General features: G+C 56.4%; 16 protein-coding genes and 1 riboswitch. Of the genes, 5 read left to right on the top strand and 11 right to left on the bottom strand.

The features are described 5' to 3' along the window. Window positions 1-28: 28 nt before the first annotated feature. Together ABU178_RS17940 and ABU178_RS17935 are read right to left on the bottom strand one after the other, a co-directional pair. On the bottom strand, window positions 29-841 hold the full coding sequence (locus ABU178_RS17940; protein WP_397217434.1) for a nucleotidyl transferase AbiEii/AbiGii toxin family protein: 813 nt from the start codon (window positions 839-841) through the stop codon (window positions 29-31). Continuing rightward, entirely contained in the window at window positions 795-1,793 is a 999-nt protein-coding gene (locus ABU178_RS17935) for a type IV toxin-antitoxin system AbiEi family antitoxin (protein WP_397217432.1), read from the bottom strand. The genes ABU178_RS17940 and ABU178_RS17935 overlap by 47 nt, the downstream gene beginning before the upstream one ends. A gap of 149 nt (window positions 1,794-1,942) precedes the next feature. Between ABU178_RS17935 and ABU178_RS17930 the strand changes: the two genes are divergently transcribed. Next, window positions 1,943-2,806, top strand: a complete 864-nt coding sequence (locus ABU178_RS17930; protein ID WP_397217430.1) for an alpha/beta fold hydrolase — start codon at window positions 1,943-1,945, stop codon at window positions 2,804-2,806. A 2-nt stretch (window positions 2,807-2,808) separates the two neighbouring features. Here the strand turns inward: ABU178_RS17930 and ABU178_RS17925 are convergent, their stop codons facing one another. Then, complete coding sequence (locus tag ABU178_RS17925) at window positions 2,809-4,887, bottom strand: FUSC family protein (protein ID WP_397217428.1); 2,079 nt, start codon at window positions 4,885-4,887, stop codon at window positions 2,809-2,811. A gap of 272 nt (window positions 4,888-5,159) precedes the next feature. Continuing rightward, complete coding sequence (locus ABU178_RS17920; RefSeq protein WP_397217426.1) at window positions 5,160-5,447, bottom strand: putative quinol monooxygenase; 288 nt, start codon at window positions 5,445-5,447, stop codon at window positions 5,160-5,162. Between the two features lie 289 nt (window positions 5,448-5,736). On the opposite strand from ABU178_RS17920, the gene ABU178_RS17915 reads away from it, so the two are divergent. Next, complete coding sequence (locus ABU178_RS17915) at window positions 5,737-6,477, top strand: NADPH-dependent oxidoreductase (protein ID WP_397217424.1); 741 nt, start codon at window positions 5,737-5,739, stop codon at window positions 6,475-6,477. A 139-nt stretch (window positions 6,478-6,616) separates the two neighbouring features. On the opposite strand, the gene ABU178_RS17910 is transcribed toward ABU178_RS17915, so the two are convergent. The 7 genes from ABU178_RS17910 to ABU178_RS17880 all read right to left on the bottom strand — a co-directional run bounded on the left by ABU178_RS17910 (window position 6,617) and on the right by ABU178_RS17880 (window position 14,953). After that, on the bottom strand, window positions 6,617-7,168 hold the full coding sequence (locus ABU178_RS17910) for an NADPH-dependent FMN reductase (RefSeq protein WP_397217422.1): 552 nt from the start codon (window positions 7,166-7,168) through the stop codon (window positions 6,617-6,619). Between the two features lie 87 nt (window positions 7,169-7,255). Then, on the bottom strand, window positions 7,256-10,852 hold the full coding sequence (gene uca / locus ABU178_RS17905; RefSeq protein WP_397217420.1) for an urea carboxylase: 3,597 nt from the start codon (window positions 10,850-10,852) through the stop codon (window positions 7,256-7,258). 78 nt (window positions 10,853-10,930) lie between these two features. Next, window positions 10,931-11,566 (bottom strand): urea amidolyase associated protein UAAP2, encoded by a 636-nt coding sequence (locus tag ABU178_RS17900; protein ID WP_397217418.1) that lies wholly within the window; start codon window positions 11,564-11,566, stop codon window positions 10,931-10,933. A 10-nt stretch (window positions 11,567-11,576) separates the two neighbouring features. Further along, window positions 11,577-12,284 carry an urea amidolyase associated protein UAAP1 gene (locus tag ABU178_RS17895; protein WP_397217416.1) on the bottom strand — a complete coding sequence of 236 codons (708 nt, stop codon included), beginning with the start codon at window positions 12,282-12,284 and terminating at the stop codon, window positions 11,577-11,579. Window positions 12,285-12,294: 10 nt separating this feature from the next. After that, window positions 12,295-13,059: an ABC transporter ATP-binding protein gene (locus tag ABU178_RS17890; protein ID WP_397217415.1), complete on the bottom strand. Its 765-nt coding sequence runs from the start codon at window positions 13,057-13,059 to the stop codon at window positions 12,295-12,297. A gap of 10 nt (window positions 13,060-13,069) precedes the next feature. Beyond that, window positions 13,070-13,882 carry an ABC transporter permease gene (locus ABU178_RS17885; RefSeq protein ID WP_397217413.1) on the bottom strand — a complete coding sequence of 271 codons (813 nt, stop codon included), beginning with the start codon at window positions 13,880-13,882 and terminating at the stop codon, window positions 13,070-13,072. A gap of 15 nt (window positions 13,883-13,897) precedes the next feature. Further along, complete coding sequence (locus tag ABU178_RS17880) at window positions 13,898-14,953, bottom strand: putative urea ABC transporter substrate-binding protein (protein ID WP_397217411.1); 1,056 nt, start codon at window positions 14,951-14,953, stop codon at window positions 13,898-13,900. A 62-nt stretch (window positions 14,954-15,015) separates the two neighbouring features. After that, window positions 15,016-15,110: riboswitch (guanidine-I (ykkC/yxkD leader) on the bottom strand. Between the two features lie 648 nt (window positions 15,111-15,758). On the opposite strand from ABU178_RS17880, the gene ABU178_RS17875 reads away from it, so the two are divergent. The 3 genes from ABU178_RS17875 (at window position 15,759) to ABU178_RS17865 (ending at window position 21,127) form a co-directional block, all read left to right on the top strand. Then, entirely contained in the window at window positions 15,759-19,580 is a 3,822-nt protein-coding gene (locus tag ABU178_RS17875; protein ID WP_397217409.1) for an NAD(P)-binding protein, read from the top strand. A gap of 267 nt (window positions 19,581-19,847) precedes the next feature. Continuing rightward, window positions 19,848-20,582 (top strand): pirin family protein, encoded by a 735-nt coding sequence (locus ABU178_RS17870; RefSeq protein WP_397217407.1) that lies wholly within the window; start codon window positions 19,848-19,850, stop codon window positions 20,580-20,582. Between the two features lie 110 nt (window positions 20,583-20,692). Further along, window positions 20,693-21,127 (top strand): DUF2946 domain-containing protein, encoded by a 435-nt coding sequence (locus ABU178_RS17865; RefSeq protein WP_397217405.1) that lies wholly within the window; start codon window positions 20,693-20,695, stop codon window positions 21,125-21,127. Window positions 21,128-21,142 lie beyond the last annotated feature (15 nt).

The raw sequence follows: 21,142 nt of genomic DNA, 5'->3' as shown, positions 1-21,142 counted from the left end.
ATTGAGGAAAGGGATTCAGACGTTTCCCTCAGTCAACTTCGTCCATGCCTCGCCAAAAATCGTCCATTACCCGATCAATTTCATCCGCACTTTCTGTGTCGGATTGACGCACAATGGCATCAGTGAGTCGTTCTTTGTCCAGTCGCAGAAGTTCGGCATAAGATTCACCTGCGCTGATCGCCGCAATGTCGCTGCCCAGCAGGAAAGCTCCCATACGCACCGGGTTCCAGTCCAGCTGAGCGCAGTCAACGGGTGGCTCATAAATACGCTCTTCTTCGATAAGACCATATTCACTGATGATTTTAAAAAGGTCTGTAGCATCTTTAGCATTCGCAGTTCCACGATCGCGCCATGCAAAAAGTTTCAATAACGCCAGCCCCGGTAATGAACAAAACGGAAGTTTTTCGCCGCTCTGTAGCTCTACCAGGACGGTATGCGTAAACGCTTCTTCAAAACCATCAACCGCCATGATGATTTCCCGATCTGGCGGCCATGCGACTTGTTTGTCCTCGGCTATCCCTCCAAACGGAATAATATCGAGTTCAATACCATCCGCGATCATTCTGTGGGCGTTTCCCTTGATTGCCTCAGCGCCTTCGTCAATAAACGCCTGTTTTAACGCTGCAAACAACGCCCATCCATTAACAAATACGGCAAAATCTATATCGCGGGTTCGCCGGCCTATACTTCGACCATGTACATGATGGATAAGAATTTCTCGTGCGGTCGCGCCGGCAATGAAATAGGAAATGCCCTGAGATCTGCAAATGCGGTTTATCCTGTTCAGCAGTTTTTCAGTAACTGAAGAGAGCGGATTCGTTAAGGTGAAGGTATTTGTCATTAATTATCCTTGCGACTTCCCGGTTTCGGTCATCACCGCTTCCCAGCAGCTCAGCCAGACAGAGCATTACTTCGGCTCGGGTATTGAGGATGTAACTTCCCCAGAAACATGCGATCAGCTGGAGTCCACTATCACGCGCAGGTTTTAAACCCAGCTCTTTTCGACGCTGCAACAGTGAATGCGGCGTATAGATTATTCCCGTTGCGGGTAGCAGATATCCAGCGCTGAGTTCTGCTGCTGCGAGTTCCCCCCCCCGATATTCATCTGGTAAAAGCAGCAGCTTTTCCCAGGATTCGGGCTGTCTCAGCGACAGTTGATCCAGTTTAGGCCGTAACGCGCTGGCATAATCGTTGATCCACAACGCTTGCAGCTCTTCTTCATTAACCAGGCGCCTGCCGCTTTTTGATTTGCGATAATAACGTTGCCTTTCCAGGTAATCGAAAGTTTTACTGACCATTCCCAGGGAGATGCCTGACAGTTCAGCCAGGCTACGATAAGTGTTGTTCAATGTTTCAGGACTGGAGAGCAGGACAAAAAGCAGCTTCATAACGCCTTCAGCAAGCCTGCCGCCTGAAGCAACGGGTTTTTTCTGGTACTTTCCTTCGATAGCAAGGTAAAGACCCGGCACCTGAATATGCGCATTCCCGGCGCTATCGATAAAATTTATCTGATGTTCTGCACAATACATCGCCAGAGCTGGCGTCAGCCGATTACACAACAGCAGCCAGGGCATGTTTCCGGCAGAACGCGTCATTTTCTCTCTCACCGCCATTAATGTTGCTTTGCGGTGAATGTATTTTATCTCTAATGCAAAATGCACCGTTTCACCATGAGGCGCAATGAGTTCGACGCGTTCGCCGCTCTCCCTTTTTTCGACGTTCATCGCCTTATTAAGCATGAAACCGGCGGGTAAGTTTTCGACGACTTCGGAGAAAAGCTGTTCCTGTTTCATATGTTCACGCTCTTTTATTGTTCATGAATCATGAACAACAACATTGTATGAACAAACCCCAGCTTCTGCAACCCTGAACCGTTTATCCTGCCTGACCCATGACGGCTCCGTCTATAATGTGCTCTTCAGCCTTGATCGGAGCGGCGCGTATGTTTACAGGTTTCACCCAGGCAAAATTTACCCTTTCCGATGCCGTACTGAATGTGCGTTACGGCGGCAATGGTCCGCCGGTTTTGCTGCTGCACGGACATCCGCGCACGCATGTAACCTGGTCAAAGGTCGCTCCGCTGCTTGCCGACGCCTTTACCGTGGTCTGCGCTGACCTGCGCGGCTTCGGCGACTCTTCTAAACCCGTCGATCTGCCTGACCATGCCGGCTCCTCCAAACGGGCCAAAGCGAAAGATTGCGTAGAGCTGATGAGCCAGCTTGGCTTTGAGCAGTTTGCGCTGGTAGGGCATGACCGGGGAAGCTATACGGCTTATCGGGCAGCGCTGGATTATCCTGACCGAATCACTCAGCTGGCCGTGCTGGACTGCGTTCCAATCCTCGAGGCGCTTGAAAGATGCAACGATAAGTTTGCCCGCCAGTGGTATCACTGGTTTTTCTTCGCGCAGCCGGAAAAGCCGGAGCGGGCTATTCTGACCGATCCGGATGCCTGGTATGGCGGCCAGCCGGAGAGCATGGGCGATGAAGAGTATCAGGCGTTCAGGCGCGCCATACATGACCCTGAGACGGTATACGGCATGCTTGAGGATTATCGGGCGGGTTTAACCATAGACCGTCGGCACGAAGAGCACGATCGCAAAACGGGCCGGATGATTGAGTGTCCCACCCTGTGTTTATGGTCTGAACAGGACGATTTGCCACAGCTCTACGGCGATGTCCTGGCCATCTGGCAAGCCTGGGCGCACAATGTGCGGGGTAAACCCATCCACAGCGGCCATCATATGGCTGAAGAAGCGCCCGAGCAGCTTGCCGCTGAGCTCAGGCAGTTTCTTTTATATAACGGGTAGCGCTACAGGTTCTCTGACAGACTGATATCGATCTGTCTTTTTCCCGGCCAGCGCTGTTGAGGAAACAGCGTCAAACGGATATTAAACAGATGGAACAGCGGCATAAAGAGATCCATGTCCTGGGCGGCAAGCGTCTCCAGCCTGAGCAGCAGCAGGTCCAGCTCCTCCAGCAGATCATGATGCGGGTTAGCCTGCAATGATTTCATCCGCCGCTTCAAAAACAATCCCAGCTCGTGAAACATCTGCCCGCTCTCTATATGGTACTGCTCCAGCACCTTCCGGTGACGGGCATAAAAATCGTAGCAGTTCGCTCCCAGCCAGGCCTCAGCAATTAAATTACCGCCCGACTCTACATCAGGATCGGGGTCGAGACGTTTGCGCGGCAGGATAATATTCACCTTATCCAGCGTGCGGGCAATAAACTGCTGGCGTGACAGCAGCGAAGCGGCGTTACGCTCAATCTCTTTAATAAACCGCAACAGGTCGCGCAGCCCTTTACGCAGCGCCCGTTTCGCGGTCCAGGCGGGCCGCTTGTTGCGAAGAATCGCCGTAATGATCACCGCAAACAGGATGCCTACCATTGACGATATCGCCGTGTTAATCACGGCGGACAAATTGGGTTTGAAATGATGACTCATGCCGATAAAACCCGGAATTTGCGTGGCGACGCTGATACCAATCAGATTTATCGAGGGTTTGGCAATCACCAGGCCGAGCGCAAACAGCCCCGGCGTCAGGCAGATGATCAGCGCCTCGAAGGTGATCGCCTGCGGGATCAGCAACGCAATATAGAGCACGCTGATGAACAGGGCGATGACCACGCCCTTCACAAACAGCTTCATCGGCGCGACTGGCGTATCCATTCCGGCGAAGAACGAACTGAGTATCGCCGCCATCATAGGTGCGGTAGCGCCATCGGTCCAGCCGCTGCCCATCCAGAACAGGCATGATCCGAAAGTGGCGAGAAAGGCGGTAGAGGCTGAAAGCAGCAGCATGCCTCCGTCAATATGCCGGTGCGCCCGCGCATTTTTCGCCAAACTGGTATCGCCAGAGAGATCGCTGACCAGCGTGCTGACGCTCTGATAAGCCCCGGCAATATGCACAAAATCAACCAGTCGCTCCAGCAGCCCAATCAGCAAAATACTCTCTTCCGTGTTCAGCGTGCCGTTCCGCCAGGCATTTTTTAGCAGCGTCTGGCTGTGAGTCAGCGTCGCCTGAATAGTGCTGGTTTCGTTAACTTCATGGCCGCTGTTGAGCCACAGCAGAAATTGCTGAAACGCCTGCGCGATGTATTCCGGGAAGCGGACCTGCTGTTCCGCCAGCAGGTTCAACCGCGTTTCGATGGCGGTCAGCGTGGGAATCAAATAGGAGAGGTGCTGATACTGTACGCTGACCAGACGGATCAGCTTGCGCGCCGCATCCCCTTCGTACACGCAGTGGGTAATGAGTATTTCCACGCTCAGCGGAAAGTTTGCCATCTGAATCAGGATATCTTCCCGCTCCAGCGACTTGTCCTTCGGCATGACGGCAATCAGTTCGCTACACAGTTTGCGCGCATTCTGATACCAGATGCTGACGCTCTGCTCCAGCAGGCTGCGCATAGAGACCGGAAATAGTAGCTGATGAACGAGGCTGCTACAGACAATGCCGACAGTAATCTCTTCAATGCGTGAAATCACCGTGTCAGTGATGGAGGCAGGCGAATCAACGTTGGGAAAACCCATAATCGCCGCGCTGTATCCTGCCAGCATAAACACATAGGCTTTCGGCGTACGGTCATGCAAAGAGAGATACAAACAGACCGCCACCCACAGCGACACGCACAGGCTGAACAGTACAGGATGCTGTACCGTCGTCGGAAAGATCAGAAAAATAAACAGCCCGCCAAGCAGAGTGCCCAACAGACGGAACACTGACTTGGAAATGGTCGATGCGGAATAGAGCTGCGAGGCGACATAGACCGTAGTCAGTGCCCAGGCAGGTTTTTCGAGATTAAGTTCAAGAGCGATAAAAAGCGCCAGAAACGCGGCCAGACAGGTTTTAATGGAGAACAAAACTGCGTTTTTTGAAAACCACTTCATAAAGGGATCGTACCGTTGCATGCTGCTGGCGCGTATCCTGCCAGAAGCGAAACGCGTCCGCCTTTTAATTTTTAATACAAATTATTGCCGCTTCAATGAAATAATATAACTAATGATTTTATTATTCTTTTTGGGAATTTAAAGATGATTTATGCAGCAAAATGGCAGAATCAGGCGAAACCAAAACGACAAACCTTAACGATTTTATTTATTTTTTTATTTGAGCGGGCCTGCGTCAGGTTCCTTTATTTCCTGCCAGGCCCGCTTAAGCATCAGATTTGCGTCATCTTCGTTACGCTTAGCTCTGCCTTGCCTTCAAGGGCGCGCACCAGCTGCTGCAAAGGTTCCGCCTGATTATGTTGCGCCAGCATTTCTTCAGACTGCCAGCGCTCAATCATAATAAACTGGCCAGCTTGCTCCAGATTTCTGTGCAGGACATAGTATTCACAGCCCGGCTCCGACTGTACCTGCTGCTCAGCCTGCTTAAGAGCCTGCTCCACCTCAGCGTCGAAACCCGCTTTTGCATTGATATTCGCCACGATAGTGATCGTACTGCTCATCAAAAACCTCCTGATAATGATTAACTATAAATAACTTAACAAGCTGGCCGGACACTCTTTAACCGGACAGTTTGAGAAATCTTACGAGCAAAACGCTTTTAAGGTATCAGAAGAAAATGCATCGCGTAAGAAAACCCGGCCCAGCGCTGATAAAACAGCGAGGGTTACGGGTTAATGTGCGTGTTGACTGATCAGTGATATTAACAAAAGGCATTGGCACAGAGTGCCAAGTCAGTTTAACCGCCGATAAATTAGGATATGAGAGACCAGAACAAAATGCGGATAAAAAATGAACAGCACTATCGAAACCCTGATTAATCACCGCAGCGATCGCAGCTTTCTTGATAAAGCGATTCCTGATGACATCCTGGACAGCATTATTCAGTCCGCTTATCGCGCGCCCACTTCCGTGCATTCGCAGCAGGTATCGCTGGTTATTACCCGCGATAAAGAAACCAAAGAGAAGCTGGCTGCGCTGGCTGGCGGACAGCCCTGGATTGCACAGGCACCGGTCTTTATTACCTTCGTTCTGGATATGTATAAAACCGCAGAAGGGATGAAGTTAGCGGGCGAAACCCAGATTGCGCATCAGAGCATTGAGAGCGTGGTTTCCGGCAGCATCGACGTGGGTATTGCGCTGGGCACCACCATGGCGGCGGCGCGTTCCGTAGGTCTGGGCGTGGTGCCGATCGGCGGCATCCGCAGAGAGCCGCTGGAAGTGATTAAGCTGCTTAACCTGCCGGAAATGACTTTCCCGATTAACGGCTTAACCCTGGGCTACGTTGACGAACCTGCCGCGCTCAAGCCGCGTCTCCCGCTGGCGACCTTCCGCCACGACGAGGCTTACAGCAGCGAAAATCTGGAAAAGCTGATCGCTCAGCACAACGATGAACTGACGCAGCACTGGAAAACCATCGATCGTAACGGTGGCGAAAACTGGAGCAAAACGGTAGGAAATTACTACAGAAATATCTATTTCCCGAACGTTCAGCCCGCGCTTAAAAAGCAGGGTTTCGGCACGGAAAAATAGTGTTGTATGAGCGGAGGCATTCCCTCCGCTTTAGTGCTTCTTCCCGCTTTCTGCCGTCTCTTCGCTTTCCATCAACGAAATTTTGCGCAGCCAATGATGGTGACAGCAATTATTTCCTGCATCGGCAGCAGTTCAGCCTTTATTTACTGATGAAAGCGGCAAAGGCGGCCAGCTGTTTGGTAAGAAAGGTGCGTGTCGCTTCATCTGCCAGTACGTTCTCTTCGATCTTCCCATTTACCTGACCGATCATGGCTTCAGGCTTGTTCATCACTCGCGCATCAAAAAACACCAAGATCTGACGCAGATGATACTGCGCTCTGGCCCCGCCGACATTGCCCGGCGACGCGCTCTGAATAAGCACCGGCTTGCCCGCCAGCGGCTGAGGAGAAACACGGGATAGCCAGTCGAGCGCATTTTTCAGCACCCCCGGCACGGAATAATTATATTCCGGCGTAACGATAATCAGGCCATCCGCTTTCGCAATCGTCTCCGCCATCATCACAACCGGCTCAGGAAAACCTTCATCCTGCAGGTCTGCGTTGTAATGGGGAAAATCCCCCGGCGATCCCAGATGATCGATGGTAACGTTTGGCGGAGCCAGCTCCGGCAGCGTATGGGCCACCGCCTTGTTGAATGAGCCTGTGCGCAGACTGCCTGTCAGCGTGACGAAATTCAGTTGTTTCCCGGTCATTATCATTTCCTGTTTGTCTGGGTAAGTATCAGTCACGGGCCGCAGGCGTTCCCCGCCCACGGCCCTGTGAAACAGAATAGTTGCTGTTCAGGGATTCTCCTCGATAACCAGCAGCAATTGTCCGGCCTGCACCTGCTGCCCCGCTGCTCGCTGCAAAGAACGAACCGTGCCCTCCACGGGTGCCAGGATGGGAATCTCCATTTTCATCGATTCGAGGATGCCCAGCGTCTCCCCTGCCGTGACGCGGTCGCCGGGAGTCACTCGCCACTGCCAGATGCTGCCTGCCAGCTCGCTTTCCACCGCACAGCATCCTGACGGAACCGCCTCGTTTTGCAGTGTTTCCTCTTGCAGGCTGCTGTCAAAGGTGAACTCTCCATCGGCGCGCCAGCGCGCCAGCTCTTCGTCAAAGGCGTGCTGACGATGCTGCTGAAATGCAGCAATCTGCTGATGATTATTTTCAAGACTCTGCTGATATGCCGCTAAGCTGAATTCGCCCTGTTCCGTACGCAGCGGATAGCCGCCCCAGGGAAAACGCGCGCGGATATCGCGCAGTTCCGCCGCGCTGACCGGATAGAAGCGGATCTGGTCGAAAAAGCGCAGCAGCCAGGGCTGGCTGAAGGCGTCCGTCTGCCGGTCGCGGTTCCACATCTGCATAGTGCGCCCGACAAACTGGTAGCCGCCCGGTCCCTCCATGCCGTAAACGCACAGGTAAGCTCCGCCGATGCCCACGGAGTTCTCCGCCGTCCAGGTACGCGCCGGATTGTATTTGGTCGTTACCAGACGATGGCGCGGATCGAGCGGCGTCGCGACCGGCGCGCCGAGATAAACATCTCCCAGCCCCATCACCAGATAACGCGCGTTAAACACGATATCTTTAACCTCATCCACCGAGCCAAGCCCGTTGATGCGGCGGATAAATTCGATATTGTCCGGGCACCAGGGCGCATTTGGCCGCACCGACTGGCTGTAGCGCGTAATCGCCTCACGGCAGGCTTCATCATCCCAGCTGAGCGGCAGCCAGACGGTGCGCGACGGCACGGTGGCATTTTCCAGCGAACCGAGTGCGCGATCCGCTGTCAACAGGGTTTCCAGCAACGTTGTGCGTGGCAGAACAAGGCTGTCGAAATGCACCTGCAACGAGCGAATGCCCGGCGTCAGCTCCAGACGCCCCGGCTGCGGATGGGCTTCCAGCCACTGCATCAGCGCATGAACGCGGAAGCGCAGGGCAATATCCAGCTGCGCCTCGCCATATTCCAGCAGCAGGAAACTATCGCCGGCGGCACGGATGGTCAGAGAAGGCTGCTGAGGCGCGGCAGGCGATGCGAAAAGTAATGGATCGATGCGGCAAACAGCCGAAAGCTGTTCGGGCTGCGGCTGGAGATGCGCTGCAACCTGGTTTTCATGCTGCGCCAGTCGATCCGCTTCTTCGAGGGAAACCGGCACGAACTGCACGCTGTCCCCTGCCTTCAGCTGACCGAGCTTCCACAGGTCAGCCGCAATTACCGTGGCGGGGCAGACAAACCCGCCCAGCGACGGGCCGTCGGGGCCGAGTATCACCGGCATATCGCCGGTAAAATCCACCGTGCCGAAGGCGTAGGCGTTGTCATGGATATTTGAGGGGTGCATGCCCGCCTCGCCGCCGTCGCTGCGTGCCCATTCGGGCTTCGGTCCAATCAAGCGTACGCCGGTGCGGCTGGAGTTATAGTGCACCTGCCAGCGGGCATCGAAGAAGATATTGATGTCCTGCTCTGTGAAGAAAGTGGGCGCGCCGTGTGGGCCATAGATGACCCGCAGCTGCCATTGGTTGCTCCACGTCTGCATCAGCGCCTCGGGCAGCGCGCTCTGTTCGCAGGTTTGCGGCGCGGCCAGATGCAGCACATCGCCGGTGCGCAGCTGCCGCCCCGCATGGCCACCAAACTGGCCGAGGGTAAAGGTGCTGCGGCTGCCAAGGTAAAGGGGACAATCGATGCCTCCCGCCAGCAGCAGATAGCTGCGGCAGCCTGCTCCCCGGATTTCGCCCAGCGTGAGCGTTTGCCCGGCACGTGCGTTAACAACGCGGCCACACTCCACCGCAATGTCATCCAGCCGGGCATCAATGGTTGCTCCGGCCAGCACAAAGGCGCAGTCATGGTTGAAGCGCAGCGTGGGTCCGCGCAGGGTAATTTCCAGCCCGGCCGCCGCATCATTATTCCCCAACAGCTTATTGCCGTGACGGAACGAACGGGCGTCAAACGGCCCGGAAGGCGGTACGCCGACATGCCAGTATCCTGCGCGTCCCGGCGCATCCTGAATGGTGGTCAGGGTGCCGCCATGAAGCACATCCAGCGTGGCTGGCAACCAGCTGACATTGCCCAGCGTGGCGGTAATGACGCGTCCCTGCTGCACTTCCGGCAGAGCGATCAGATGGCGCAGCCAGCGCAGGTTGGTTTCAATGCCGTACAGCTCGCAGCCTGCCAGCGCCTCGGCGAGCGAGGCCAACGCCTGCGGGCGATCCTCCGCATGAACAATCACCTTGACCAGCATCGGATCGTACCAGGGCGTGACCTCAATCCCGCTCTCCAGCCAGCTGTCGATACGCAGCTTGCCGTGGCTGACCTGTTGCGGAAAACTTACCTGACTGAGCAGCCCGGCGCTGGGCGTGAATCCTTTGGCCGGATCTTCCGCATAAAGACGCACCTGAATCGCGTGTCCTGACGGGGTAGATTTCAGCGAGGCGAGCGGCGGCAGTTCCCCTGCGCCCAGCTGCACCATCCAGCGCACAATATCCACGCCGTACACCATCTCGGTTACACCATGTTCAACCTGAAGCCGGGTATTCACTTCCAGAAAGTAGAACTGCTGCGTCACCTCGTCATAGACATACTCCACGGTACCCGCGCTGCGATAATTCACCGCCTGACACAGCCGGATAGCGGTTTGCTGCAGCGCGTTGCGCACGTCAGCGCGCAGTCCGGGCGCGGGCGTCTCTTCAATGACTTTCTGGTTACGCCGCTGGGCTGAACAGTCGCGCTCGCCCAGCGCCAGCACGCCGCCCTGACCATCGCCAAACACCTGCACCTCAATATGGCGGGCGCGGGCGATAAACTTCTCCAGAAACAGCCCATCATCAGCAAAATTATTGCCCGCAAGGCGTTTTACTTTGGTGTAAGCCTCATTCAGCTGTGCGTCATCGTCACAGCGCTGCATGCCAATACCGCCGCCGCCAGCGGTGCTTTTCAACATCACCGGATAACCGATGTGCCGGGCGGCCGCTTGCGCCTCCTCCAGGGAATTCAGCAGTCCGCTGCCGGGCAGCAGCGGCACCGCGTTCTGCTGCGCCAGGTCACGCGCGCGATGTTTGAGGCCAAAAGCGGCCATCTGCTCCACGGTGGGTCCGAGGAAAATCATTCCTGCCTGCTCACAGCGGGTCACAAAGTCGGCGTTTTCGCTAAGAAAACCGTAACCGGGATGGATCGCCTGCGCCTGAGCCTGGAGAGCAATTTGCAGCAGCTTTTCCTGATTAAGGTAGGTGTCCCGTACGCTGCCCTCGCCCAGCGACCAGACTTCATCAGCCAGACGAACGTGCTGAGAATGACGATCCGCCTCGGCATAAACCACAATCGACTTAACGCCCATCGCTTTCAGGGTACGGATAATGCGTACGGCAATCGCGCCACGGTTAGCTATTAATACGCGTTCCAGCATGACTCAATTCTCATTCAGGCAGGTCGTCCTGCGTCATCAAAGCACGGTTGCTGCGGGTCGTCCCGCCATGCCAGAGGATTACCAGATAGCGACTTCAACCGGCGTGGGATTGTAGCCATTGCAGGGGTTGTTCAATTGCGGGCAGTTGGAGATCAGCACCAGCACGTTCATGTGCGCCACCATTTCGACATATTTGCCCGGCGCGGAGATGCCATCGGCAAACGTCAGCCCGCCCTCCTGCGTGACCGGCACATTCATAAAGAAGTTGATGTTGTGGGTGATGTCGCGGCGGGTCAGACCATATTCCGGATGTTCCGCTACTGCCAGCATCCAGCTGTCGCGGCAGGCGTGCATATGGCGCTTTTCCAGGTCGTAGCGCACGGTGTTGCTCTCCGTGGCGCAGGCGCCGCCCAGGGTGTCGTGGCGACCGCAGGTATCCGCCGTCAGCGTCAGCATCGGACGATCCTCGTTGGAGCGCAGCACGCTGCCCGCGGTGAGAAAGACATTTTTTTGTCCGCGCAGCGTCTCGCTGACGCTGTAGCGCTCGGCGGTATCGTCGGCGTTAAAAAACAGCGTATCCGCCGCCTGATTGCCTGCCAGATCGGTGATACGCAGCGTCTGGCCCGCCTCTATGCGCCAGATCCAGTAATCGCCGGCGGGAATAATTTCACGGTGACACGCCTGCGCCACGTTGTTTGGGCTGTGTTTAATCATCACCGGCTCCTCAGCACTGTGCGGTCAGATAGTAGAGTTGGTTATTGCGCAGGCCGCGCTGATTCTCTTCCCGCTGCAGACAAATCGCCGGAAGCGGTGCCGGATGGCCGTCCAGCACGATGCCCAGCCGCTGTTGCGGGTAAGAGGTGGCGGCAGAGAGCGGATGAGGACAGGTATGCAGGATAACCAGGGTATCCATGGCAAAGCGCAGCGTGACCTGCGCGCCTTTCTTCCCCTGCTGCTGTAGCTGAAGTTCGCCATCGTTACCGGCAGTGACGCGGGAGAAGAAATTGACGCAGGCAGCCATATCGCGCTTGCCCAGGCCATATTTCGCCAGCTCCACCAAAAAGCTGTCGTAGCCGTTCTGGTGCCAGCCGTTGCGCGCCTGCTGGTAATCGCGCGCGCCGAACTGCGCCGCTATCTGCTGCGCATTGCTGCTGCCGCAGACGCTTTCATGCCAGCCGAAGCTGTCCTGCTCAATGCCGCAGAAAATCCGGCCCATATCGGAGTAGAGACAGTGCCCGGCGGTGAGACGGAAAGTGTGCTGACACTTCAGGGTGTCTGGCGCGTTGTAGCGCTCCAGCAGGTTTTCCGGGTTGTACATCAGCAGGCTGGCGTTAACGCCGCCATCCAGATCGGTCAGGCGCAGCGCGCTGCCGCGCCGCATACGTAACGACCAGTGGGATCCGGCGGGCAGAATGGTTTCATAACTTTTCATGCGTTTCTCCTCAGGCAACCTGGGCGACCGTCGGCGCTGCGGGTGCAGCAGGCCGGGCGCGCTCCAGCGGAATGTCATAGGTGATGCTGGCTCCCCAGGCGTCGGGGGCGTGGGGATCGTGGCGCAGCTTGTCAAATACCCACAGGCGCGAGCCGAGCGTAAAGCCCTCTTTAAGATCGTGAGTGATCATAAAAATGGTCAGACGGTGTGCCTGCCACAGATTGCCGATCAGCTCGTGCATTTCGCCGCGAATGCCGGGATCCAGCGCGCCAAACGGCTCGTCAAGCAGCAGAATGCGCGGGTGCTTCATCAGCGCCTGCGCCAGCGCCAGCCGCTGCTGCATCCCGCCTGAAAGCTGATGGGGATATTTGTTCTGCGCCTGGACCAGTCCCACCTGATCCAGCATGGCGCGCGCCCGCTCGCCGATCTCACGGCGCTTGCGGCCCCAGACGCGCCCCAGCCAGCGAGCTTCGCTGAACTCGTCGGCCAGCATTACGTTGCCCAGCACCGTGAGGTGTGGAAACACCGAGTAACGCTGAAACACTACGCCGCGATGGGCGTCCGGCTCCTGCGGAATCGGGCTGCCGTCCAGTAGCAGATCGCCTTTGCTGGGGCTTTCCGTCCCCAGCAGCATATTAAGAAACGTGGTTTTGCCGCAGCCGGAGGCGCCAACGATGGAGACAAATTCCCCTTCCTCCACGCTGACGTTCATGCGTTCCAGCACCACCTGTTGCCCGTAACGTTTTTCCAGGTTTTTCATTTCCAGGATTGCCATCCGCTTCCCCTTATTTCGCGTAGTACCACGGCCAGCGGCGGCGGCCGATCAGGCGCAGCAGCAGGTCGAGAGTAAAGGCCAGCAGCGTAATCCACGCCACATAAGGCAGAATCACGTCCATCGCCAGATAACGGCGCATCAGAAAGATGCGGTAGCCAAGCCCTTCCGTGGCGGCGATCGCCTCGGCGGCAATCAGGAACAGCCACGCCGAGCTGAGCGACAGCCGCACGGCGTCAAACAGACGCGGCATCAGCTGCGGCAGAATGACGCGCCAGAGGATCTGTGCGCTGTGTCCCCCCAGCGTCTGCGCTTTTACCAGCTGTTCACGCGGAATGGTCTGCACCTGCAACATCAAATCGCGGGCGATCAGCGGCGTAATACCGATAACGATCAGCACCACTTTTGACGCTTCGCCCAGACCAAAACAGATAAACAGAATCGGCAGCACCGCCAGCGGCGGCACCAGCGCAAACAGGGTAATCAGCGGCGAGATAAAGGCGCGCACTACCGGCAACGCGCCGCAGAACAGACCGAAAGTCAGCGCCAGCATCGCACCGATCGCCACCCCCATGACCAACCGCAACAGGCTGGCGGCAGTATCGCTCCACAGCAGGTATTCACCGGTACGCGGGCTGGGCTGAAAGGCCATACGCTGTACCGCTTCTCCCATTGCGTTGAAGCCCGGCAGCAGCTTATCCGCCGCGTTCAGGCTCAGGCGCGCATCGGAGGCCAGCAGATAGATCAGCAGCAACGCCAGCAGCGGCAAAAATCCCATCATAAAGCGCGCCATCGGCACCGGTTGGTAATTGATCATCTTACGCATTGAGCCTTCCCCGCTTTACAGCTGGTTTGCCGCGGCCAGTTTGGTGAACCGATCGGTGAAGCGAAGCTTGATGTTCTCCGCATTGCCCCAGACGCCCGCAGGCGTTTCCACGCCGACCCTATCCGCACCCGGCGCGGCGTCGCCCAACAGGCCATGCTTAAAGGAAAACTCGGCGACCATCTGCATGGTGGTTTTGATCTGAGTAGTTTCGATAAAGTCGAGAGTGAGTTTGGCATCGCTGAACAGATGGGTTGCGGCCAGCTGCTGATCAAATCCGGCCAGGTCGGTGCCGGACGCTTCCGCCATCAGGCTGCGTGCTTTTTTCGCTTCCGGGGAGGGACCGGACATGATTTTCAGGGTTTCATACCAGGCGCCGGTCAGCGCTTTGCCCAGCTCAGGGTGCTGCTTCAGGGTTTCGGTATTGACCACCAGCAGGTCGAGGATTTCGCCGGGGATCTGGGCGGAAGAGAAGACCAGATGGCTGTCCGGCTGCTTCTGCGCTTCCGCCAGCAGCGGGTTCCAGGTCACGATCGCGTTGACCTCCGGCGTGGTAAAGGCGGCTACCAGATCGGCATCGGCGGTATTCACCACTTTGACATCTTTTTCGCTCATGCCGGACTTATCGAGCGCCCGCGCCAGCAGATAATGGGACACCGAAAGTTCAACCAGGTTAATCGGCTTGCCCTTCAGCGACGCGACGCTGTCTGCACCCTTGACCAGAATGCCGTCGTTGCCGTTAGAGTAATCGCCTACAATCAGCGCGGTACTGTCGACGCCGCCGCTGGCCGGAATGGTCAGCGCATCCATGTTGGTCATGGTGCAGCCGTCGAATCCGCCAGAGGTGTACTGGTTTACCGACTCGATATAGTCGTTGACCTGTACAAATTTGATATCGATACCGTATTTGTCCGCCCATTTTTTCACGATGCCATTCTGCTGCGCATAGTCCCAGGGCATCCAGCCGGCATAAATCGACCAGCAGATGTTAAAGGTAGGTTTGGCGGCAAAGGTATTGAGGCTGAACAGCGCGAGGCTACAAAGCAGAAGCAGACGTGCGAAGCGTGTAAACATAATGTTTCCTCTGACGGTGGCGGAGTGAAATAAAAGCAGGAGGCAGCGAGTAGATCGCGCTATCCTCCCGGGCTTTTATCCCGCCGTGTAACCGCCAGAGAGCGGTCGGTCACTCTCGGACCAGCGTCTTGCGACCGGAACCCTAGTGACCCATTTTCAAATTGTACAGTGACACCGGTTACCCGCTATCGCTCCTGCATGTTGCATAACATATGCAAGAGAAATGCCAGAGTTGTAATCACAGGCGCAGGCCGCTGTCGCGCCACTTTGCGCTGCTTTCACTCACCGAAAAGGCGCAGAGAAAACGCTCCAGGCACCCCTATGGTGCAGCGAAACGGCGCGCTCACAGATAACCGAATCGGCTTCCTGTTTCAGAGACCCGCAATTCAGATTTTCACCTCCGATATCAGATCCGCGCATAATTATTATCATGGACGATTCGCCTGCCGCTGTGCTTTCTCTTTTCTGTTCAGTCCCTTGCGCAACCGCGCGCCTTGCCTATACTTTCAAAAAAAGATTTCACTTCGAAACTAATCATTTATTGATAGTCCGAACGTGAAACCAGAGAGGGTCATCTCATCGATAGCGTTTCTGATCTCACCACGCTATCTCTCACATGTCGTCGCCGAGCCTGATCTCGCCAGGCCCGCGTATGATTTTTCATCGCTTTTAGCATGGATTGTCAGCTCAATCAGAATGGTGGTGCCCGCCAGTCTGCGCAAAATTGCCTTTACTACCGATAAGCCGTCCGCAGATAGCTTGTCAGCGTAACTGTTTTTATTTGTAACCCATCAGAGGAACCGGGATGACGCCATTTTCCAGCTTTTGGCAGGCCGGCTATGAAGGTGCCGATCATATCAACCCTCAGGGCGAACGGCTGTCGATGAATGAAATCAACGGCCATCTGGCTCGGGTACGGGAAGATTACGCAGAACTCAAACGATTCAATATCAATACGGTGCGCGAAAGCGTGGGCTGGCGTCTTACCGAGACCGAGCTGGGCTATGACTTTTCCTCCGTGGCTATCCGTATGCAGGCCGCGCGTGAGCAAGGCATTCAGATCAGCTGGACGATTTGTCACTACGGCTGGCCCGAAGATCTCAGTCTGTTTTCTCCGGAGTTTATCCCACGCTTCGCCGCCTTCTGCGGCGCGCTGGCGCGATTCCTTGCTCCCTTATATTCCGATTCACCGGTCTATTCGCCGATGAATGAGATCTCTTTTCTGAGCTGGGGCCTTTCCGTCGGGGTATTTGTCTTTAGTAATGCTCCGGATGCCCCGGAGAGCGATCGGGCCGATGCCGCCAAGCGTCAGCTCATCCGCGCAACGCTGGCCGCCTGCGATGCTATCTGGCAGGCGGATCCCCGGGCGCGCATTCTGCACTGCGATCCGCTGGTTCATGTAGAGCCGGACGAGGATAACGAAGAGTGCCATCACCTTACGCATATCATGCGTGAATCGCAGTATCAGGCCTGGGACATGCTCGCCGGAAAACGCGAGCCGGAGCTGGGTGGCGCGCCGCACTATCTCGACCTGATTGGCGTTAACTATTACCACGCCAACCAATGGGAAACCAACAGCGAACAGCGGCTCTCCTGGCATCTGGGCGACGGACGACGCAAGCCGCTGCACGCGCTGCTGATCGCCCTGCATCAACGCTATCAGCGACCGCTGCTGCTGGCGGAAACCGGCCATGTCGGCAGCGGACGCGGCGCCTGGATCACGCAGATTACCGCGCAGGTTGCCCAGGCGCAGCTCGCCGGCGTGGAGCTGGTAGGGATTTGTCTTTATCCGATTATCGATCGGCCGCAGTGGGAGGACACCCAATTCTGGACCCGCAGCGGACTCTGGGATCTCGACCGGAATGGTCCCGATCCTTATGCGCGTCAATTACAACAGCCTTACGCCCATGCGCTGCGCCAGGCGCAACGGTCGCTGCGGCATTTTCAATTGTTTATCTCATCTGCCAAGCAGGCTCAGGAGAAGGGTATGAAAAAACCAAACTTAATCGTATTCAGCCATTTGCGTTGGGGATTTGTCTTTCAGCGCCCGCAACATTTACTGACGCGCCTGGCGCAACATTATCAAATCCTGTTTATTGAAGAACCGCTCCACCAGGCGGGGCCGGCAGGCATCCATCAAAGCTCTCCTGCGCCCAACATTACCGTGATTCAGCCGCATACTGAGATCGATGCGCCTGGTTTTCATGATAGCCAGATTGCCCCGCTCCAGCTGCTGCTTTCCACGCTGATTGATGAAGATGAGCGTCCGCTGGTCTGGTTCTATACGCCGATGGCGCTGCCTTTGCTGACGCCTTTCCAGCCGTGTGCGGTGATTTATGACTGCATGGATGAGCTCTCTGCGTTTAATCAGGCGCCGCGCCAGCTTCAGCAGCGTGAATCAGCGTTGCTGAGCCGCGCCGATCTGGTCTTTACCGGCGGCACCAGCCTTTATGAGGCGAAAAAAAGCAAGCATCCCCATGTTCACTGCTTACCCAGCAGCGTTGATGCGGTGCATTTTGAGCAGGCGCTGGACCGCAATAACGGCCACCCGCTACAGGAAGCACTGCCGCCGCTGCGCCTCGGTTACTACGGCGTGATTGATGAGCGTATGGATCTGGAGCTTATCGCCGCCCTCGCCGACAGTCATCCGGAATGGCAGATCATCATGGTGGGACCGGTAGTGAAAATCGATCCGGCAATGCTGCCGCAGCGCAGCAATATTCACTGGTTTGGACAGCAGCCTTATCAGGCGCTTCCCCAGTTTCTTGCCGGCTGGGATGTTTGTTTAATGCCTTTCGCCCTTAACGCCTCGACGCGCTACATCAGCCCGACCAAAGTGCTGGAGTATATGGCCGCGCAGCTGCCGATCGTCAGCACCGCGATCGCCGATGTGGAACGGCACTATGCAGGTTTGGTGGCCATCGCACACAGCCAGGCGGAATTTATCCAGGCCTGCGAGAATGCGCTGCGACTTACGCCCGAGGCGCGTCAGGCGCTGGCTGAACAGATGCAGGCAAAAGTGGCTGCCACTTCCTGGGATCGCACTGCAGAGCAGATGCACCGGCTGATGCATCAGGCGATGGCGAAAACCACCGATACGACGCAAGGCAATAACGAAGCCTCCGCGGTTCAACCGGCAGTGACCTGGCTGACGCCGCTGACGGAGGAGTCAGAAACGGTACCCTGTTTGATTATCGGCGCCGGTCCCACCGGCCTGAGCGCAGGCTATCACTATGGCGAAGGCGCCGTGGTGCTGGAGAAAAACGCCACGCCGGGCGGCTGGTGCCGCTCCATCGAGGATAGCGGTTTTACCTTCGATTACGCTGGCCACATTATGTTTTCTCAGGATCCTTATGTGTTGCAGCTTTATGAGATGCTGCTGGGCGAAAACCTGCACTGGCAGGCGCGTGAGGCCTGGGTCTATAACGACGGCGTTTATACCCGTTACCCGTTCCAGTCCGCGCTCTACGGGCTGCCAGCGGATGTGATCAAAGAGTGCATCCTCGGTGCGATAGAAGCGCGCTATGGCGAAACGGAAGCGCGCACCCTGCCGCTGGATGTTGCTTCCGTGAAAAGTCCGCTGCGCACGGAAAGCCGCACTTATCGCCGCGACTGCTGTGCCGATGGCGCCGTGCCGGATGGCGAAAACTGCGCGTCAGGCAGCGAAGAAGAGGTTTCTGAGAATTTCGAGCAGTTTATTCTGCGCACCTGGGGCAAAGGGATCGCTCGTCACTTTGCTTTGCCCTATAACAAAAAACTCTGGAAGCTGCCGCTGTCGGAAATGGAAACCTCCTGGCTGGGCGGCCGCGTGCCGCTACCGGATTTGTCTCAAATTATCGAAGGCGCGCTGGAGCCGCTGGGGAAACCCCTTGGCCCTAATGCCCGCTTCGGTTATCCGCTGCGCGGCGGTTTTCAGGCGCTGGTGTCAGGCTTCCTGCCCCATCTGAAATGCACGCTGGAAACCAATGCCGCCATCGTGAAAATTTTGCCGCAGGCGCATATCGCGATTCTGGCTGATGGACGCCACTATCGCTATGAGCAGATGATCAACACCATGCCGTTGCCGGAACTGATTAAGCTGATGGGTGATGAAGTGCCGGAAAACGTGCAGGCGGCGGCGAAAAAGCTGCGTCACGTTTCGGTGCGCTGCGTGAATCTCGGCGTTGGCCGGGCGGATCTTACCGAGAAACACTGGATCTACTATCCGGGCGAAACGCTGTTCCACCGCATTTTTGTGCAGGGCAACGCCAGCCCGTTCTGTAGCCCGGAAGGCGCCTGTGGCCTGACCTGTGAGATCACTTACTGCGACGATAAGCCGCTGCCGCTGGAAGGAGATGCGCTGATCGCCCGCTGCGTGGAAGATTGCATCAAGGTAGGCATGATTCGTCCCGATGATGTGATTCTCTCCGCCAGCGAAGTCGATATGCCTTATGCCTATGTGGTTTACGATCATGCCCGTAAGGCGAACGTGACGCTGATCCGCCAGTGGCTGCTGACGCAGGATATCCACCTGTCAGGCCGCTACAGCGAGTGGGAATATTACAATTCCGATCACGCGTTTCTGGCCGGAAAACGCTCGGCGGAAAATGTGAAAACCCAGCTGCGCTCTCAAAGCACGCTCGGTTAATTGACCCACAGCTCAGCCAGCATAGTGCTTCGCGCACTATGCTGGCTGCCTTTGCATCACACCTTACCCGATTATTTTTTCTTCATCAATTTTTCTGAGTTACTACAGCAAACCTGCCCACTTTTCTTTCCTCCCCCTGAGGTTTACTCTCTCTTTTATTGCAATGAAATCTAGCCGGAGCGTAAAACCGGCCGCCTGAATTATCATCAAAAATTTTGCTCTTTTAAGCGAAACGTTTTTTATTTAACCAGCGAGTCGGGAGGAAATATGATCAACATTATGCGTGCCGATCCTACTCAGAAATTTGAGTACGGCCCTTTTACCATTCGTCGTCTGCGCCCTGGTCACATGCATTCCCCTGATAACGGCAGCACCTTCGGCCCGCTGGCGATTGTCGATCACGCCACGCTGGAAACGGGTTCGCGCGTGCCGATGCACCGGCATGTTAATGATGAGATTCTCACTTACGTCTGGCGCGGCTCAATGGTGCATGAAGATGCCAACGGCAACCGCACGCCGCTCTCCGCTAAGAAGCTGATGATGATGAGCGCTGGCAGCGGTGTCAGCCATGAAGAGTCAACGCCGATTGTGCAGGCGGAAACCGTGCAGGTGATTATCCGGCCGAACGCGGCGGATGGCGAAGGGCGCGTGCAGTTTATGGATCGCCCGGCAGGCATCAGCGACAATGCCTGGAACCTGTTGGCCGCGCCGGAAGGCAGCGGCGCGCCGCTGGATATCCGTCAGGAGGTCTGGGTGTATGATGTCAGGCTGGAAAAAGATCATACGCTGGCAGCACCGCGGATTGACGGGTTCGCCAGCTGGCTCTATGTGCTGGACGGCGTAATTACCCTTGGCGAGCAAAAGCTGGGAAAAGGCGATGCGGCCAGCAGCAACGACGATGCGCTGCCTGCCATCAATGCCACCCGCGATGCCACCCTGCTCTGCTTACTGGTGCGCCTTGACGCGCCAACAGTGGATAGCGGCACCGTCAGCGGCCATTGATATTACCGGGACGTCTGCGTACGTCCCTCTTGCCTTGCAAATTTTTTTACGCTTTTTCTCGCTTCGCGTTAAACTGCCGCTCCTGACGTTTAAGCAACTTGCGGTTTCGGATGGTTTTATCACGCACCACTCAACAACGACTCACAGCCTGTATTGCGATACTGGCCGTGCTGCTGCTGTTTGTGGCGCCGGTGGTATCCAAAACCCTGGCTGAACGTCATCAGATGCGCACCCTTAACATGGAGGCTGAAGCTGCCTCCTCATCGTCTCACCACAGCGCTGCCGTGCAGATGCAAAGCGCTGAAACCAGCATGATGACCATGGACCACAGTGCCATGCCGGACGGCGAATTTGCCTGCGGCTATTGCGATCTGCTGGTGCACGTCCCGCTGATGGTTTGGGTTTTTATCCCTTTCATCTGGTTGATGATGTTGATTTCCCGTGCGCCGCCGATGGCTACCGTCAGCGCGCCAGTTATTCGTCAGCCCTGGGGTTTTCATCATCCGCGCGCTCCGCCCCCGGCCTTATCCGGTACAACCTCTTAAGATTAACCGGTCATT

The organism is Pantoea osteomyelitidis, assembly GCF_044342975.1.
Taxonomy (GTDB): Bacteria; Pseudomonadota; Gammaproteobacteria; order Enterobacterales; family Enterobacteriaceae; genus Pantoea; species Pantoea osteomyelitidis.
The sequence above is the reverse complement of the archived record's forward strand: the minus strand, read 5'-3'. Positions and strand labels throughout refer to the sequence as shown.

What these genes read in the sequence shown, in the direction of transcription:
- ABU178_RS17865 (WP_397217405.1), top strand. Translation starts at nt 20,693, where the DNA reads ATGGTTTTATCACGCACCACTCAACAACGACTCACAGCCTGTATTGCG.
- ABU178_RS17890 (WP_397217415.1), bottom strand. Translation starts at nt 13,059, where the DNA reads ATGGCAATCCTGGAAATGAAAAACCTGGAAAAACGTTACGGGCAACAG.
- ABU178_RS17885 (WP_397217413.1), bottom strand. Translation starts at nt 13,882, where the DNA reads ATGCGTAAGATGATCAATTACCAACCGGTGCCGATGGCGCGCTTTATG.
- ABU178_RS17875 (WP_397217409.1), top strand. Translation starts at nt 15,759, where the DNA reads ATGACGCCATTTTCCAGCTTTTGGCAGGCCGGCTATGAAGGTGCCGAT.
- uca (WP_397217420.1), bottom strand. Translation starts at nt 10,852, where the DNA reads ATGCTGGAACGCGTATTAATAGCTAACCGTGGCGCGATTGCCGTACGC.
- ABU178_RS17925 (WP_397217428.1), bottom strand. Translation starts at nt 4,887, where the DNA reads ATGAAGTGGTTTTCAAAAAACGCAGTTTTGTTCTCCATTAAAACCTGT.
- ABU178_RS17910 (WP_397217422.1), bottom strand. Translation starts at nt 7,168, where the DNA reads ATGACCGGGAAACAACTGAATTTCGTCACGCTGACAGGCAGTCTGCGC.
- ABU178_RS17915 (WP_397217424.1), top strand. Translation starts at nt 5,737, where the DNA reads ATGAACAGCACTATCGAAACCCTGATTAATCACCGCAGCGATCGCAGC.
- ABU178_RS17930 (WP_397217430.1), top strand. Translation starts at nt 1,943, where the DNA reads ATGTTTACAGGTTTCACCCAGGCAAAATTTACCCTTTCCGATGCCGTA.
- ABU178_RS17920 (WP_397217426.1), bottom strand. Translation starts at nt 5,447, where the DNA reads ATGAGCAGTACGATCACTATCGTGGCGAATATCAATGCAAAAGCGGGT.
- ABU178_RS17935 (WP_397217432.1), bottom strand. Translation starts at nt 1,793, where the DNA reads ATGAAACAGGAACAGCTTTTCTCCGAAGTCGTCGAAAACTTACCCGCC.
- ABU178_RS17900 (WP_397217418.1), bottom strand. Translation starts at nt 11,566, where the DNA reads ATGATTAAACACAGCCCAAACAACGTGGCGCAGGCGTGTCACCGTGAA.
- ABU178_RS17870 (WP_397217407.1), top strand. Translation starts at nt 19,848, where the DNA reads ATGATCAACATTATGCGTGCCGATCCTACTCAGAAATTTGAGTACGGC.
- ABU178_RS17895 (WP_397217416.1), bottom strand. Translation starts at nt 12,284, where the DNA reads ATGAAAAGTTATGAAACCATTCTGCCCGCCGGATCCCACTGGTCGTTA.
- ABU178_RS17940 (WP_397217434.1), bottom strand. Translation starts at nt 841, where the DNA reads ATGACAAATACCTTCACCTTAACGAATCCGCTCTCTTCAGTTACTGAA.
- ABU178_RS17880 (WP_397217411.1), bottom strand. Translation starts at nt 14,953, where the DNA reads ATGTTTACACGCTTCGCACGTCTGCTTCTGCTTTGTAGCCTCGCGCTG.